We start from the raw sequence: 13,760 nt of genomic DNA on the forward strand, positions 1-13,760 counted from the left end.
GATGATGGCTGATCATGCCGATCCACTGCGTTTCGTTCACGACCGACTACGGGCTGAGAGACGGTTTCGTGGCCGCGTGCCACGGCGTGATCGCGCGGATCGCGCCGTCCGTACGGGTGATCGACGTGAGCCACGAGATCCCTCCGCAGCAGGTCAGGACCGGCGCCGAGGTCCTCGCCCAGACCGTGCCGTATCTGCCGGAGTCGGTCCATCTCGCCGTCGTGGACCCCGGCGTCGGCACGGCGCGGCGCGGTGTCGTGGTGGTCACCGAGCGCGGAATGCTCGTCGGCCCGGACAACGGACTTCTCATTCCCGCCGCCGAAACACTCAGCGGGGTGATAGCGGCGTACGAACTCGCGGCCCCGGAGTACCGCCTTCCGGTGACTTCGTCGACGTTCCACGGACGCGACGTCTTCGCCCCCGCGGCGGCGCATCTCGCGCTCGGCGTCGCCCCGGAGGAGTTCGGGCCACGCGTCGGCGATCTCGTGCGCCTGCCGGACCCGTTCGTCGCGGTGTTCCCCGGCAAGCTGGTGGCCGAGGTGCTCACGGTCGACCACTTCGGCAACGTCCAGCTCGCCGCGAGCCCCGCCGACCTCGAACTGGCCGGGCTGTCCGGCACGGTCTCCGTCAGCAGCGAACACGTTCTGGTGAAAGCGCTGGTCGGCGACACCTTCGGCACGGTGCCGCCGGGTCGGAACGTGCTCTACACCGATTCCGCTGGACGGCTCGCGGTCGCCGTGAACGGCGGCTCGGCGTCGGACGTGCTCGGGCTGGGGCCTGCCCAGGAGTGCACGATCACCTCGTCGCCGACGGACACCTGACCCGGGCCGGTCACCGCCATCTTGATCCCGAACGAGACGCCGCCCTCGGGCTCGCGGCGGTAGTCGGCGAGCGAACGGATCGGTTCCGGACCGGCCTTCTCGCCGGTCCCCTGGTCGACCATCGGCACCGTGCAGCGGACGCAGACCTTGGCGTACCCCAGTTCGAGGCCGCCGGCGGTGAGCGAACGGACGTCGTCCTCGCGGTGCGGTTCCGGCCAGCCCGAGACGACGATGTTGGGCCGGAAGCGGTCCATCGGCACGGCCTCGGCGCCGCGCGACGCGATACGCTCGTTCAGACCGTCCAAAGAGGACTCGGAGGTCAGCAGGATCGCGTGCGCGTCGGCGAAGGCCGCGGTGCCGGGGATCTCGCCGTTGGTGACGCGCTCGTGCTCCGGCGCGAGCCCGACGAACACCGACGGCAGGCCGAGGACGGTGGAGAACCACTCGGCGGCCTCGTCACCCTGGCGGACGCCCTTGCCCTGCCAGGTGAACGTCGCCGCGGGATGCCGCGGTCCGTCCGTGACCGTCTCGACCAGGAGATCTTCGACGCCGGGAGCGGCGAGCCGCAGACGGGCGCCGTCGTCCAGGACCTCGGCCCGGATCGCGGCCATCACCGGATGCTTCCGCTGGCTGCGGAACTCACCCTCCGGGGAGACGACCATCCAGGCACGATCGAACCGCAGGCCCGCCCGGGTGACGTCGGCCGTTTCGACCGCCGTCCCGGCGCAGCCCTTGACCGGGTAATAGACCAGCTTCGCCACTCTCGCCATAGCCGCAGGTTAACGACTCAGGCCTCGTGAGTGGTAAGGACGGTTAGAGCCAACGGTGTCTTGCGTACCTACCGGAGGTGACTGCCGGTCGATCGCGGGTCCGTGAAGGCCTCCTTCCCTACGCTCAAGGTAAGGAAGGAGGCCTTCACGGACACCAGAACGCCGGCAACGGCACGTTAAGGCTGGCCCAGGTCCCCTCGTGAGTGGTAATGACGGTTAGAACCGTCATTACCACTCACGAGACGTGCCCCACCACGCCACCGCCGCCCTTGCTCGCCGGCTCCCTACAACACCTGCGACAGGAACCGCTGCAAACGCTCGCTCCGCGGAGCGTCGAAAATCGCCTCCGGAGCACCCTGTTCGACGATCTTCCCGTCGTCCATGAACGCGACCTCGTCGGCGACGCCACGCGCGAAACCCATCTCGTGGGTGACCACGAGCAGCGTCAGGCCGCGCTCGGCCAGCCCCGCCATCAAGGTGAGGACGCCCTTGACCAGCTCCGGGTCCAGCGCGCTGGTCGCCTCGTCGAACAGCATGACCTCGGGCTCCATGGCGAGCGCCCGCGCGATCGCGACCCGCTGCTGCTGCCCGCCCGAGAGCGCGCTCGGCCGGTACGGCGCCTTGTCGGCGAGGCCGACCTCGGCGAGACGGGCCTGCGCGATCTCCGCCGCCTCCTCCTTGCCGAGCTTGCGGACGCTGCGCAGCGGCAGCGTGATGTTGTCCAGAACGCTGCGGTGCCCGAACAGGTTGAAGTGCTGGAACACCATCCCGACCCGCTGGCGCAGCGCGTCCGGGTCGGACGAGATGACGCTCTCGCCGCCCAGCAGCAGGTCGCCCGAGTCGGGCTCCTGAAGGCGGTTCACGCAGCGCAGCAGCGTCGACTTACCGGAGCCGGACGGGCCGATGATGCAGGTCGTGCGGCCCTTCTCGACCTTGAGGTTCACACCCTTCAGCACTTCGAGGGTGCCGAAGGAGACGTGGATGTCGCGGAGCTCGACGCTGGAGGAACGTACGGCGGACGTCATGGCATCGGCACCTTTCCGGTGTTCAGGAGTTCCGGCTCGCCGCCCTCGTCGTCGACCCGGACCTTCTTGCCGGTGCGCAGCTTCTTGTCGATGTAGTTGACCAGATGCGTCAGCGGCACGGTGATCACCAGGTACACCGCACCCGCCGCGACCAGCGGCGACAGGTTTCCGGTGTTCGCCGCGAGGTCCTGCCCGATGCGGAACAGGTCGCGCTGCTCGGCGAGGAAGCCCAGGAAGTACACCAGGCTGGAGTCCTTGACCAGCGCGATGAACTGGTTCACCAGCGCGGGCAGCACCCGCCGCACGCCCTGCGGGATGACGACGAGCGTCATCGCCTTGGTGTAGCTCATGCCCAGCGCGCGGCTGGCCTCCATCTGTCCTTTTTCGACACTCTGGATACCGGCGCGGAAGATCTCGCCGATGTACGCGGCGGCGATCAGGCTGAGCGCGAGAATGCCCAGCGGGTACGGGTTCCGCGACAACGACGGGATGAGGATCCCGCCGCCCTGTCCGATCACCAGGATGGTCAGGATCGCGGGCAGACCGCGGAAGATGTCCGTGTACACCCTGGCCGGCCAGCGCAGCCACGCCTTGCTGGAGAGGCCCATCGTGGCCAGCAGCATGCCGAGCACGGTGCCGATCAGCGCCGAGAACACCGACAGGATCAGCGTGTTCAGCAGACCGGTCCCGAGGAGGTCCGGGAAGACCTCCCAGATGTACTCCCAGTTCAGAAAGCTGTTGAGGAAATCGTCCACTTACTTCTGCCCGGCCTTGAACTCCGCGGGCACCGGCGCGTTCGGCTCGAAGCGCTGGTGCACCTTTTCCCAGGTGCCGTCGGCGATGACCGCCTTGAGCCCGGCGTTGATCTTGCCCGCCAGCTCGGTGTTGCCCTTCTTGACCGCGAACCCGTGCGGGATGGTCGTGGTGATCGCCTTGACCACCTTGAGCTTCGCGTCCGGGTTCTTCGCCGCGTAGTCCTCGGCGGTCGCCTGGTCGAAGATCGCGCCGTCGATCGCGCCCGATTTGAGCGCGGCGAGGGCGGCGGCGTCCTGCGGGAACTTGACGGCCTGCGCGGTGGGCGCGTTGGCCGCCAGCCAGCTGTCCGACACCGTGCCCTGCACGACCCCGATCCGCTTACCGGCCAAGGAGTTCTCGTCGGTGATACCGGTGCCCTCGCGGGCCTCGATGCCGAGCGACTGGTAGTTGTACGGCGCCGAGAAGTCGACCGTCTTGCGGCGTTCGTCGGTCTGCGCGATCCCCGAACTGCCGATGTCGAACTTGCCGTTGGCGACCTGGCTCAGCAGGGTCGAGAACTCGGTGGAGACGAACTCGAGTTTCAGGTTCTGGTGCGCGGCGATGGCCTTCAGCAGCTCGTTGTCGAAACCGGTGAACACGCCGTTTTCCTGGTAGGCGTTGGGTTTCGAGTCGCTGAGCGTGCCGACGCGCAGCGGCCTTGTACTGGAGTTCTCTCCTCCACCGCACGCCGCCAGTACCGCCACGAGGACGGCGCCGACAGCGGCGGCGAGTGACTTCTTCATCGTGATCCTCACGCCTTGAACTGGTCCGGGACCGGGGCCGTCGGCAGGAACTTCTCGTGCAGCTTGACCCAGGTGCCGTCGGCGATGACCTGCTTCAGGCCCTCGTTGATCTTGGTGAGCAGCTCGGCGTCGCCCTTCTTCACCGCGAAGCCGTGAGGCACGTCGGTGGTGAAGGACTTGACGACCTTGAGCTTCACGTCGGCGCTCTCCTTGACGTTCGTCTCGGCGATCGCCTGGTCGAGGATGTAGGCGTCGACGGCGCCGCTCTTGAGCGCGGCCAGCGCCGGGGCATATCCCGGGAAGCGCACGGCCTGCGCGTCGGGCACCGTCGAGGTGAGCCACTTGTCACCGACGGTCGCCTGGATGACCGCGACCCGCTTGCCGGACAGGCCCTTCTCCTCGGTGATCGGCGAGCCGTCCTTGGTCTGGATGCTCATGACCTCGAAGTTGTACGGGCTGGAGAAGTCGACGTTCTTCTTGCGCTCGTCGGTCTGCGCGATGGCCGAGCTGCCGATGTCGAACTGGTTGTTCGCGACCTGGCCCAGCAGCGAGGAGAAGTCGGTCGAGGCGAACTCGAGCTTCAGGTTCTGCTTGGCGGCGATGGCCTTCAGCAGCTCGTTGTCGAAACCGGTGTAGTTGCCGTTCTCGACGTAGATGTTCGGCGGCGCGTCGCTCAGTGTCCCGACGCGCAGGGTCTTCTCGGTGGAGGACTCGCCGCCACCACAAGCGGCGAGGACGGCGACGAGACCCGCGGCCAGCGTGGCGAGCAAGGTTTTCTTCATGGTTTTCAGACCCCCGCGTTCTGGACGGGCAGGCCGGGGCCGCCCTTTTCGAGTTCCTTGGGCAGCGGCTCGGTCTTGAAGAACTGAGCGTGCAGGCGGGCGACGGTGCCGTCCGCCACGGCCTTCGCGAGGCCGTCGTTGAGCTTCTTCAGCAGTTCCTTGTTGTCCTTGCGGACGGCGAACGCGGACGGCGTGTCCTTGGTCTCGACGGTGTAGCCGAACTCCAGCGGCACGTCCGGGTTCTGGTCGATGTACTTCTGCCCGATGTCCTTCGGCACGACCCAGCCGTCGAGGCTGCCCGCCTTGAGCTGCGCGAAACCGGCGTTGTAGTCGGGGAAGCGGACGACGTTGGCGCCCGGGACCTTGCCGCTGGCGAAGTCGTCCTGCACCGACGCCTGCACGACGCCGAGCCGCTTGCCGTTGAAAGCGCCGACGTCCTTGAGGGACGCGCCCTTCTTGGTGAGGATCGTGGTGAACCCGGTGCTGTAGCCGTTGCTGAACGCGACGGTCTTCTTGCGGGCCTCGGTGGTGGAGATCGTGGAGCTGCCGATGTCGAACTTGTTGGAGGCGACGGCGGCGAGCAGGCCGGCGAACTCGGTACCGACGAACTCGACCTCGAAGCCCTCGCGCTTCGCGATGTCGCGCAGCAGCTCGTTGTCGTAGCCGGTGAAGGTGCCGTTCTCCAGGTAGATGGACGGCGGCGCGTCGGTCAGGGTGCCGACCCGCAGCTTCCGGTCGCTCGCGTCACCGGAGCCACAGGCGGCGAGGGCGAGGGTGGCCGCTCCGGCCGTGACGACGGCGACGAATTTCGACAGCGTGGATCTCATCGCTTCTTCCGTGGGTTTCGGCGCGCAAGGCGCGATACAAACACGCCAGGCCGCCTCATGGGCGGCCTGGCGCTCCGGGTTCAGCGATCGAGATTAGGCATTTCGCCCGATCGAGTAACTTCGTCTCACTCTGTGAACGCCCCGTGGTGGGGCTGCTCACACGTCAGAGGATCGGTGCCGGCGAGTAGCCCGCAGCCTCCGGGAAACGCTCCAGAATGCCTGCGACGCGCGACGCGATCGCGGCCACCTGACGGGGCGCGACACCGGTGAACGAGATCCGGTCCGCGAGGAGTTTGTCCAGCTCACCGCGGTCGAGCGGGATACGCTCGTCGGCGGCGAGCCGGTCGAGGAGGTCGTTCTCCGCCAGCCCCTGCTCCCGCATCGCGAGCGCGACGCCGACGGCGTTCTCCTTGATCGCCTCGTGAGCGGTTTCACGCCCGACACCCGCGCGGACCGAGGCCATGAGCACCTTGGTGGTCGCGAGGAACGGCAGATAGCGATCGAGCTCACGTCCGATGACCGCCGGGAAGGCGCCGAATTCGGCCAGCACCGTGAGGAAGGTCTCCAGCAGGCCGTCGAGCGCGAAGAACGCGTCGGGCAGCGCGACCCGGCGGACGACGGAGTCGGACACGTCGCCTTCGTTCCACTGGTCGCCGGCGAGTTCGCCGATCATCGACAGGTAGCCGCGCAGGACCACGGCGAGCCCGTTGACGCGCTCACACGAACGGGTGTTCATCTTGTGCGGCATGGCCGACGAGCCGACCTGCCCGGGCTTGAAGCCCTCGGTGACCAGCTCGTGACCCGCCATCAGGCGGATCGTCTTCGCGAGGCTCGACGGGGCGGCCGCGAGCTGGACGACGGTGGACAGCACGTCGAAGTCGAGCGAGCGCGGGTACACCTGGCCGACGCTGGTGAACACGTTCTCGAAACCGAGGTGGGCCGCGACCCGCGACTCCAGTTCGTCCAAAGTGGACTCGTCGCCGAGCAGGTCGAGCATGTCCTGCGCGGTGCCGACCGGGCCCTTGATCCCGCGCAGCGGGTAGCGGCCGATGAGGTTTTCGAGCCGGTCGAAGGCGACCAGCAGTTCGTCCGCGGCGGTGGCGAAGCGCTTGCCCAGCGTCGTCGCCTGCGCGGCGACGTTGTGCGAACGACCTGCCATCACCGTGTCGGCGTGCTCGACCGCGATCGCGGCGAGCCGGGCCAGCACCGCCCCGACGCGGCCGCGCACCAGCTCCAGCGAACGCAGCACCTGCAGCTGCTCGACGTTCTCGGTCAGGTCGCGCGACGTCATGCCCTTGTGGACGTGCTCGTGCCCGGCGAGCGCGTTGAACTCCTCGATGCGGGCCTTCACGTCGTGCCGGGTGACCCGCTCGCGCGCGGCGATCGAGTCGAGGTCGACCTGCTCCAGCACGCGTTCGTAGTCGGCGACGACACCGTCCGGCACCTCGACGCCGAGGTCGGCCTGCGCGCGGAGCACGGCGAGCCAGAGCTCACGCTCCAGCACGACCTTGCGTTCCGGGGACCACAGTTCGACCAGCTCAGGCGAGGCGTAGCGGCCGGCGAGCACGTTGGGGATGCGGGGCTTGTCCGTCACGCGGCCAGACTAACCCGCCCCGCGTTTCGTCCTCTGAACGCGGTAGTTGGCGTCACGAACCACCGCATTCAGAGGACGAAACGCGAGAGTTCAGGCGAGGGCGGCCTGCAGCATCCGGGCGGCGGCGGCCCGAGGCTCCGGGTCGACCTCGATCAGCGCGTTGACCACGGCACCGTCGACGAGGGCGACGAGCCGCTCCAGCTCGGTGGCGTCCACAGGCGTGCCGGAGCGCGCGAAGATCTCGTGGAGCAGCTCGTACAGCTGCGCGGACAGCGTCCGCATCAGGGGCCGAAGGTACGGGCGGCGGCCTGTCCCGACGAGGCGTTCGTAGCGCAGGAGGACCGCTTCGGCGTCGGCCTCGCGATCCGGGCGGAGCGGACCGAGGAGCATGTCCAGCACCAGGTCGACGGTGGCCTCGACACCGCGGTTGCGGGTCGCCAGCTCGTCGAGACGTCGCCGTCCGGTCTCCAATTCCACCTTCGCGTGATGTTCCACCGCGGCGGTGACCAGCTCTTCGAGCGAATCGAAGTAGTACGTCGTCGAAGCCAGCGGCAACCCCGCGCGTTCGGCGACCGCACGATGTCGCACGGCGTCGAAACCGCCCTCGGCCAGCAGCGACGCGGCGGCCTCGATGAGTTCGGCACGGCGTCGCTCACCCTTTGGCGTGGTCGCTGCGGCGGTCATGGCGGGCTATTTTGCCAGCTCGGTCAGTAGCGGGCGGCGAGCACGCCGACCAGCCTGTCGACGTCGGACTCGGGGAAGGCGGGCCTGCCCGAACCGTCGCCGAGGCTCACCACGACCACAAGAGAGCCCTTGGGGGTGGTCCGCCGCGCCTCGGCCGCTCCGGTGGGCATCACCGGGACGGACGAGCCCGCCGGGTAAACCGCGGCGGAGACCGTGCCGCCCGGCACCTGGAACCCCGCGGACCTGGCTCCCGTCGTACAGAGGTCGCCGGGCGTCGACTTGGCGACATCCACGGGGACCGGGAGCTCGCCAGCGAGGGCGGTGGCGAGCTCCCGGTCCACCTGGTCGCACCCGTAGGTGCCTTCGGCCGTCTTCTGGCCGGTCCTCTCTGGCCCGCCGCCCCCCTGCTGAGGCGGCGGGTTCGAGAAGTTCGAGGGGTCCCCGCTATCAAGAGGACGTGCGGACTGCGCCCCGGGTTGCTCCGCGGAAGCCGCTTCGTTGTCGGATTTGACCGCGCTCCCCGTCTGGAGCTCGGTTCCGCCGAGCACGCCGGACATGCCCACTCCGGCCAAGGCCAAAACCACCGCACTACAGGCCACCGCGATACCGTTTCGGCGTCGAGCGGTGGCGCGTTTGGAGGCGCGGACCACGTCGGCGGTGTCGAAGGTCGGCGACGGCGCTTCGCCGGGGGCGTCACGGAACAACGCCTTCAGGTCATTCTCGTCCATCCCGTGCCACCTCCTCCTTCTCCATGACCTGCCTGAGGTTCGCCAGCCCGCGCGCGGTCTGGCTCTTCACGTTTCCTTCGCTGCAGCCGAGCGCCTTCGCCGCCGCACCGACGTCCAGCCCCTCGAAGAACCTGAGCACCAGCACGGCCCGTTGCTTCGGGGGCACTTCGCGCAACGCGGCCAGCAGGTCTTCCCTGGTGACGACCTGTTCGCCGAGGTCGAAGCCGTCCTGCGGCGGCTCGGGCAGCTCCTCGGTCTGCCACTCCCGCCGCCACGGCCGCCTCGACTCGTCGATGGCCGCCCTGACCAGCGTCTTCCGTACGTAGGCGTCGGTCGCCGCCCGTTCTCTGATCTTCTTCCACCTCCGGTGCAGCGCGACGAACGCCGTCTGCGCGAGGTCGTCCGCACGATGCCAGTCACCGCAGAGCATGTACGCGGTCCTGCGCACGGAGTCCCGCTTCGCGGCGAAGTACTCCGCGAACTCTTGTTCGTCGCGCTGGTTCACGCGGTTTTTGTCTCCGCTCTTGCCTCGTCGGTGGGTAGGACGGAACCGGGGGCGTCCACGGTTGCATGAGCGGGCGTGGCGGACCAGCCGGGGAGGAGATTCATGGCGGGCCCGTCGATGTGATGTGATCGTACCGTGACCTCGCGCTCTCTCCCGCAGATCGATTTCCGCTCCGACACCGTGACCCGGCCGGACGACGTCATGCGCCAGGCCATGGCGAAGGCCGAGGTCGGCGACAATGTCCTCGACGGCGACCCGACCGTCGGCGCGTTGGAACAGCGCGCCGCGAAACTGCTCGGCATGCCCGCCGCGCTCTGGACACCGACCGGGACCATGGCGAACCTGATCGCGCTGAGCAGCCATCTCCAGCGCGGCGACCGGTTCCTCGCGCCGCGCGGCGCGCACGTGATCACCGACGAACTCGGGTCCGCCGCCTGGCTCGCGGGTGGTATGCCGGAGCCGCTGGAACACGACGCCGGACCGGGCCGTCCGACGCCGGAGACGCTTTCGGCCGCGATCGGCGTCCCGCGCGGGCCGTACTACGCGATGCGCACGCCGCTGCTGTCCCTGGAGAACACGCACAACACGGCCGGTGGCGCGGTCACCCCGCCCGACGAACACGCCCAGCTGGTCGCGGTGGCGAAGGAGGCCGGGCTGACCGTGCACCTCGACGGCGCCCGCATCTGGCACGCGTCGGTCGCGCTGGGGATCCCGCCCGCGGCGCTCACGGTCGGCGTCGACACCGTTTCCGCTTGCTTCTCCAAGGGACTCGGCGCGCCCGTCGGCTCGGTGGTGGCGGGCAGCACGGAGTTCGTCGAGAAGGCACGGCGGATGCGCCAGATGCTCGGCGGCGGCATCCGCCAGGGCGGCGTGCTGGCCGCGGCCTGCATGGTCGCGCTGGATCGCATCGGCGACCTCGCCGAGACGCACGAGAACGCGACACGGCTCGCGACCGGGCTCGCGGAGCACGGCTGGGAGGTCAACACTCCCGAAACCAATATCGTGCAAGTGACCGCTCCCGACCTCGAAGGCAGGCTGGCGTGGCTGGCCGGGCTCGGGATCCGGACGCTGCCCAGCTCGGGCCGGATCCGGTTCGTGGCGCACCGGGACCTTTCGGCGGCGGACATCGAGGAAACCCTTCAACGCATCAAGACCGGGGGCTGAACGTGAACTGGATCGTCTTCGACTACGGCGACGTCATCAGCGCGCACACCGACGCGCTGCCGACCCTGGCCAAGGCCTTCGGCCTAGAAGTCGCCGACTTCGAACCGCACTACTGGGCCGAACGGGTCCGGTACGACTCCGGCGGCACGGACCTCGAGTACTGGCAGAGCATCGGCCGCGCGCTGGACGTCCCGGTGGACAAGGCGTTCTCCGACGAACTGACCGCCATCGACGTCACCGGCTGGACGCACGTCGAGCCCGACGTGCTCGAACTGCTGGAAGGACTGCACGAGGCGGGCGCGGCGCTCGCGCTGCTCTCGAACGCGTCGTCCACCTTCGGCCGCTGGGTGCGCGAGCAGGAGTGGGCGAAGCTGTTCCGCGTGAAGCTCTTTTCGGGTGACCTCGGCTGCATGAAGCCCGACGCGAAGATCTACCGGATCCTGCTCGCCGAACTCGGCGCCGAACCGGCCGACTGCCTGTTCTTCGACGACCGACAGTCCAATGTGGACGGTGCGCGGGCGGTCGGGATGCGGGCGGAACGCTGGGTCGGCGTGACCACGGCGAAATCCGGCTTCGGCTCTTCGGAGGAATAATTCACCCTCGCCGCTCATCCGCTTACGCGCGGTGAAGCGGATGACCTACGCTGAACTCGTCCAAACCGATTCATCCCCGGTAGGTGCCCATGTCCGCGGACCAACGCCCGTTCGTGCCCGTCGATTTCGACCGGCCGAGCATCGCGCGGGTCTTCGACGCACTGATGGGCGGCCAGGACAACTACGAGGCCGACCGGGTGGTGCTGCGCCAGATCCTGGAGCTCGCGCCGGAATCCCAGGCGATGACCAAGGAGGTCCGGCACTGGCTGGTCCGGACCGTGCGGTACCTGACCGACCGGGAAGGCATCGACCAGTTCCTCGACCTCGGTTCCGGCTTCCCGACCGTGGAGAACACGCACCAGGTCGCGCAGCGGTACAACCCCGAGGCGCAGGTCGTCTACGTCGATCACGATCCGGTGGTCCAGGCGCACGGCCGCGCGCTGCTGGCGGCGAACGACTTCGCGCATATGACGGCCGCCGACCTCACCGAACCGGCCGAGGTCATCGAGGAGCTCACCCGCACCCACCGGCTGGAGTTCGACCGGCCGGTCGGGCTGATCCTGTGCGCGATCGTCCACCACATCCAGGATCTCGACGAGGCGCGGAAGATCGTCCGCGCCTACGTCGACGCGCTGGCGCCGGGCTCGTTCGTCGCGCTGCTGCACCAGCACAATCCCGCCGACGGCTCCGAAGCGGCCGACATCGCGACGTCACTCGAGAAGCGCTTCGACGGCACAGGGCTGGACACGCTGTACCGGACGCGCGAGGAGATCGAGTCCTTCTTCGAGGGACTCGATCTCATGGAGCCCGGCCTGACCTATCCGCACCTGTGGTGGCCGGACGGGCCGCGCTTCACCCCGCTTTCGCCCGTGAACTTCACGTCGCTCGGCGGGGTGGCGCGTAAGCCCTAACGGCGGAGTTGCTTCGGGGTGCCCTTGCCCTTGATGGCGCCGTACGCGGCCGTGCCGAGGAAGACCGCGCCGCCGATGACGGCGATCCAAAAGACGGCCTTCACGAGGAAACCGAGCACGGATCCGAGCACCATGAAGGCCACCCAAGCCAGGATCAGCCCGCCGACGATCTTCCAGAACATGGCATCCTCCGATTGCCTCACCGTGCCCGTGCGGGCCCGGTGAGTCCAGGTTGTCAGGCGGAGCTCGCGAGCGCCTTCGTTCTGCCTAACGTTCAGGGTGAATTCCGGGTTCCCCCTGAGCGAGCCAGTCGCCGAGCCTGCGGACGCCCTCGTCGATGTCCTCGCGCGAGCCCGCGAAGGAGAACCGCACGAACCGGCCGCCGTCGCTCACGTCGAAGTCGATCCCGGGAGCGATCGCGACACCGGTGTCGGCGAGGAGCCGCTGGCACCAGCTGAGGCTGTCGTTCGTGTACGCGGAGACGTCGGCGTACGCGTAGAAGGCGCCTTCGGCCGGCGCGAGCTTGTCGATGCCGATGCCTTTGAGGCCGGCGAAGAGCACATCGCGGTTGGCCCGGTAGCGCTCGACGTGGCCGTCGGCCTCCGCGTACGCCTCCGGGGTGAACGCGGCGACCGCGGCGTACTGGGAGACCGCGGGCGGGCAGATGGTGAAGTTGCCGGTCAGGACGTCGATCGCGCGATGCAGCCGCTGGGGCGCGAGCATCCAGCCGAGCCGCCAGCCGGTCATGGCGAAGTACTTGGAGAACGAGCCGAGGACGAGCGCCTCGTCGCCGTACTGCCAGGCGCAATCGAGTCCGGCGCCGTAGGAGATCCCGTGGTAGATCTCGTCGCTGATCAGCTGCACGCCGTGTGACGCGCACCAGCCGCTGATCGCCGCCAGTTCACCCGGCGGCAAGACGGTACCGGTTGGATTGCTCGGGCTGGCCACGATCAGCCCCTTGATCGGCCCCAGTTCGTCGAGCAGCGCGACGGTCGGCTGGAAGTTCGTCTCGGCCCCGGTGGCGAACTCGACGACCTCGCAACCGAGCACCTTCAGCAGGTTCCGGTAGGCCGGATAGCCGGGACGCGCCATCGCGACCCGGTCACCCGCCTCGAAGGCGCTGAGGAACGAGAGCAGGAAGCCGCCGGAGGAACCGGTCGTCATGATGACGTCCTGCGGGCTCACGTCGACCGGGTAGGTGCGGTTGTAGTGCTCCGCGACGGCCTCACGCAGTTCCGGGATGCCGAGTTGCTCGGTGTAGCCGAGGTTGTGGTCCTTCAGCGCCCGCTGCGCCGCTTCGAGCACGGGCCGCGGCGCCGGCGCGGACGGCTGCCCCGCGAGCAGCGGGACCAGGTCCCCGTGGCTGCGCTGCCGCGCCTGCGCGGCCGAAAGGACGTCCATGACGTGGAACGGCGGGACGGCGGAACGTGCGGCAGGGCCAGGGAAGGACATGCGGGTGAGGCTAACTTGCCTGCGAGGAGAACCCATCGAGGGCGTGGGTGGCCCAGTCGGCGTGGCGGCCAGCCCCTCCGTTGGCCGTGAGTGGCGTTTCGGGTTCTCTTGAGGGGTGAGTCAAATGTGGCGTGACCGAGCCTCTGCGGTGAAGGGCCTCTTCGCTGGGGTCAAAGAAGAGAGGCGGCAGTCAGCCGCGCTCTGAGCGTCCACAAGGACGCTTTCCAGTGACGAAATATCTGCTTCAAGGCCATATGCCCGGTTTGGCGAATCGGGTCGTGGGGGGGGTTTTTGGGTGGGAAACCAAAAACAGACCCCGAACAACCCCTCAAAACAAGAAAAAACAACCAACCGGAAAACGTCGCC

General features: G+C 68.4%; 16 protein-coding genes. 4 read left to right on the forward strand and 12 right to left on the reverse strand.

What is annotated here, in order from left to right:
* Window positions 1-14: 14 nt before the first annotated feature.
* Window positions 15-821 (forward strand): SAM hydrolase/SAM-dependent halogenase family protein, encoded by an 807-nt coding sequence (locus tag AC069H_RS00535; RefSeq protein WP_478224215.1) that lies wholly within the window; start codon window positions 15-17, stop codon window positions 819-821.
* Here the strand turns inward: AC069H_RS00535 and AC069H_RS00540 are convergent.
* From AC069H_RS00540 to AC069H_RS00585, 10 genes are all read right to left on the reverse strand, one after another.
* Complete coding sequence (locus AC069H_RS00540) at window positions 704-1,591, reverse strand: MOSC domain-containing protein (RefSeq protein WP_478230919.1); 888 nt, start codon at window positions 1,589-1,591, stop codon at window positions 704-706. The two genes, AC069H_RS00535 and AC069H_RS00540, sit on opposite strands and share 118 nt — an antisense overlap.
* Window positions 1,592-1,875: 284 nt before the next feature.
* Window positions 1,876-2,616: an amino acid ABC transporter ATP-binding protein gene (locus tag AC069H_RS00545; protein ID WP_478224213.1), complete on the reverse strand. Its 741-nt coding sequence runs from the start codon at window positions 2,614-2,616 to the stop codon at window positions 1,876-1,878.
* Window positions 2,613-3,371: an amino acid ABC transporter permease gene (locus tag AC069H_RS00550; RefSeq protein WP_478230920.1), complete on the reverse strand. Its 759-nt coding sequence runs from the start codon at window positions 3,369-3,371 to the stop codon at window positions 2,613-2,615. Before AC069H_RS00550 ends, AC069H_RS00545 begins: the two co-directional genes overlap by 4 nt.
* Window positions 3,372-4,154 carry an ABC transporter substrate-binding protein gene (locus AC069H_RS00555; protein ID WP_478230921.1) on the reverse strand — a complete coding sequence of 261 codons (783 nt, stop codon included), beginning with the start codon at window positions 4,152-4,154 and terminating at the stop codon, window positions 3,372-3,374.
* Window positions 4,155-4,162: 8 nt separating this feature from the next.
* Window positions 4,163-4,936 carry an ABC transporter substrate-binding protein gene (locus AC069H_RS00560; protein ID WP_478230922.1) on the reverse strand — a complete coding sequence of 258 codons (774 nt, stop codon included), beginning with the start codon at window positions 4,934-4,936 and terminating at the stop codon, window positions 4,163-4,165.
* A gap of 5 nt (window positions 4,937-4,941) precedes the next feature.
* On the reverse strand, window positions 4,942-5,763 hold the full coding sequence (locus AC069H_RS00565) for a substrate-binding periplasmic protein (protein ID WP_478230923.1): 822 nt from the start codon (window positions 5,761-5,763) through the stop codon (window positions 4,942-4,944).
* Between the two features lie 163 nt (window positions 5,764-5,926).
* Entirely contained in the window at window positions 5,927-7,357 is a 1,431-nt protein-coding gene (gene purB / locus AC069H_RS00570; RefSeq protein WP_478230924.1) for an adenylosuccinate lyase, read from the reverse strand.
* 90 nt (window positions 7,358-7,447) lie between these two features.
* Window positions 7,448-8,041 (reverse strand): TetR/AcrR family transcriptional regulator, encoded by a 594-nt coding sequence (locus AC069H_RS00575; RefSeq protein ID WP_478230925.1) that lies wholly within the window; start codon window positions 8,039-8,041, stop codon window positions 7,448-7,450.
* A gap of 23 nt (window positions 8,042-8,064) precedes the next feature.
* Window positions 8,065-8,769 carry a hypothetical protein gene (locus AC069H_RS00580; protein WP_478224207.1) on the reverse strand — a complete coding sequence of 235 codons (705 nt, stop codon included), beginning with the start codon at window positions 8,767-8,769 and terminating at the stop codon, window positions 8,065-8,067.
* Window positions 8,756-9,274 carry a SigE family RNA polymerase sigma factor gene (locus AC069H_RS00585; RefSeq protein WP_005152531.1) on the reverse strand — a complete coding sequence of 173 codons (519 nt, stop codon included), beginning with the start codon at window positions 9,272-9,274 and terminating at the stop codon, window positions 8,756-8,758. The genes AC069H_RS00580 and AC069H_RS00585 overlap by 14 nt, the downstream gene beginning before the upstream one ends.
* A 135-nt stretch (window positions 9,275-9,409) precedes the next feature.
* Between AC069H_RS00585 and AC069H_RS00590 the strand changes: the two genes are divergently transcribed.
* The 3 genes from AC069H_RS00590 to AC069H_RS00600 all read left to right on the forward strand — a co-directional run bounded on the left by AC069H_RS00590 (window position 9,410) and on the right by AC069H_RS00600 (window position 11,942).
* On the forward strand, window positions 9,410-10,438 hold the full coding sequence (locus AC069H_RS00590; RefSeq protein ID WP_478230926.1) for a threonine aldolase family protein: 1,029 nt from the start codon (window positions 9,410-9,412) through the stop codon (window positions 10,436-10,438).
* Between the two features lie 2 nt (window positions 10,439-10,440).
* Entirely contained in the window at window positions 10,441-11,031 is a 591-nt protein-coding gene (locus AC069H_RS00595; protein ID WP_125679605.1) for an HAD family hydrolase, read from the forward strand.
* 89 nt (window positions 11,032-11,120) lie between these two features.
* Entirely contained in the window at window positions 11,121-11,942 is an 822-nt protein-coding gene (locus AC069H_RS00600) for an SAM-dependent methyltransferase (RefSeq protein ID WP_478230927.1), read from the forward strand.
* Here AC069H_RS00600 and AC069H_RS00605 read toward each other — a convergent pair.
* Window positions 11,939-12,124: a hypothetical protein gene (locus AC069H_RS00605; RefSeq protein WP_007032516.1), complete on the reverse strand. Its 186-nt coding sequence runs from the start codon at window positions 12,122-12,124 to the stop codon at window positions 11,939-11,941. The genes AC069H_RS00600 and AC069H_RS00605 overlap by 4 nt on opposite strands.
* Before the next feature lie 85 nt (window positions 12,125-12,209).
* Window positions 12,210-13,394 (reverse strand): pyridoxal phosphate-dependent aminotransferase, encoded by a 1,185-nt coding sequence (locus tag AC069H_RS00610; protein ID WP_478230928.1) that lies wholly within the window; start codon window positions 13,392-13,394, stop codon window positions 12,210-12,212.
* Window positions 13,395-13,760 lie beyond the last annotated feature (366 nt).

This window comes from Amycolatopsis sp. NPDC043887 (assembly GCF_056435665.1).

Bases quoted from the DNA above. Each gene is read 5' to 3' on its own strand.
- AC069H_RS00565 (WP_478230923.1), bottom strand. From the start codon at position 5,763: ATGAGATCCACGCTGTCGAAATTCGTCGCCGTCGTCACGGCCGGAGCG.
- AC069H_RS00555 (WP_478230921.1), bottom strand. From the start codon at position 4,154: ATGAAGAAGTCACTCGCCGCCGCTGTCGGCGCCGTCCTCGTGGCGGTA.
- AC069H_RS00540 (WP_478230919.1), bottom strand. From the start codon at position 1,591: ATGGCGAGAGTGGCGAAGCTGGTCTATTACCCGGTCAAGGGCTGCGCC.
- AC069H_RS00580 (WP_478224207.1), bottom strand. From the start codon at position 8,769: ATGGACGAGAATGACCTGAAGGCGTTGTTCCGTGACGCCCCCGGCGAA.
- AC069H_RS00610 (WP_478230928.1), bottom strand. From the start codon at position 13,394: ATGTCCTTCCCTGGCCCTGCCGCACGTTCCGCCGTCCCGCCGTTCCAC.
- AC069H_RS00600 (WP_478230927.1), top strand. From the start codon at position 11,121: ATGTCCGCGGACCAACGCCCGTTCGTGCCCGTCGATTTCGACCGGCCG.
- AC069H_RS00535 (WP_478224215.1), top strand. From the start codon at position 15: ATGCCGATCCACTGCGTTTCGTTCACGACCGACTACGGGCTGAGAGAC.
- AC069H_RS00545 (WP_478224213.1), bottom strand. From the start codon at position 2,616: ATGACGTCCGCCGTACGTTCCTCCAGCGTCGAGCTCCGCGACATCCAC.
- AC069H_RS00605 (WP_007032516.1), bottom strand. From the start codon at position 12,124: ATGTTCTGGAAGATCGTCGGCGGGCTGATCCTGGCTTGGGTGGCCTTC.
- AC069H_RS00560 (WP_478230922.1), bottom strand. From the start codon at position 4,936: ATGAAGAAAACCTTGCTCGCCACGCTGGCCGCGGGTCTCGTCGCCGTC.
- AC069H_RS00575 (WP_478230925.1), bottom strand. From the start codon at position 8,041: ATGACCGCCGCAGCGACCACGCCAAAGGGTGAGCGACGCCGTGCCGAA.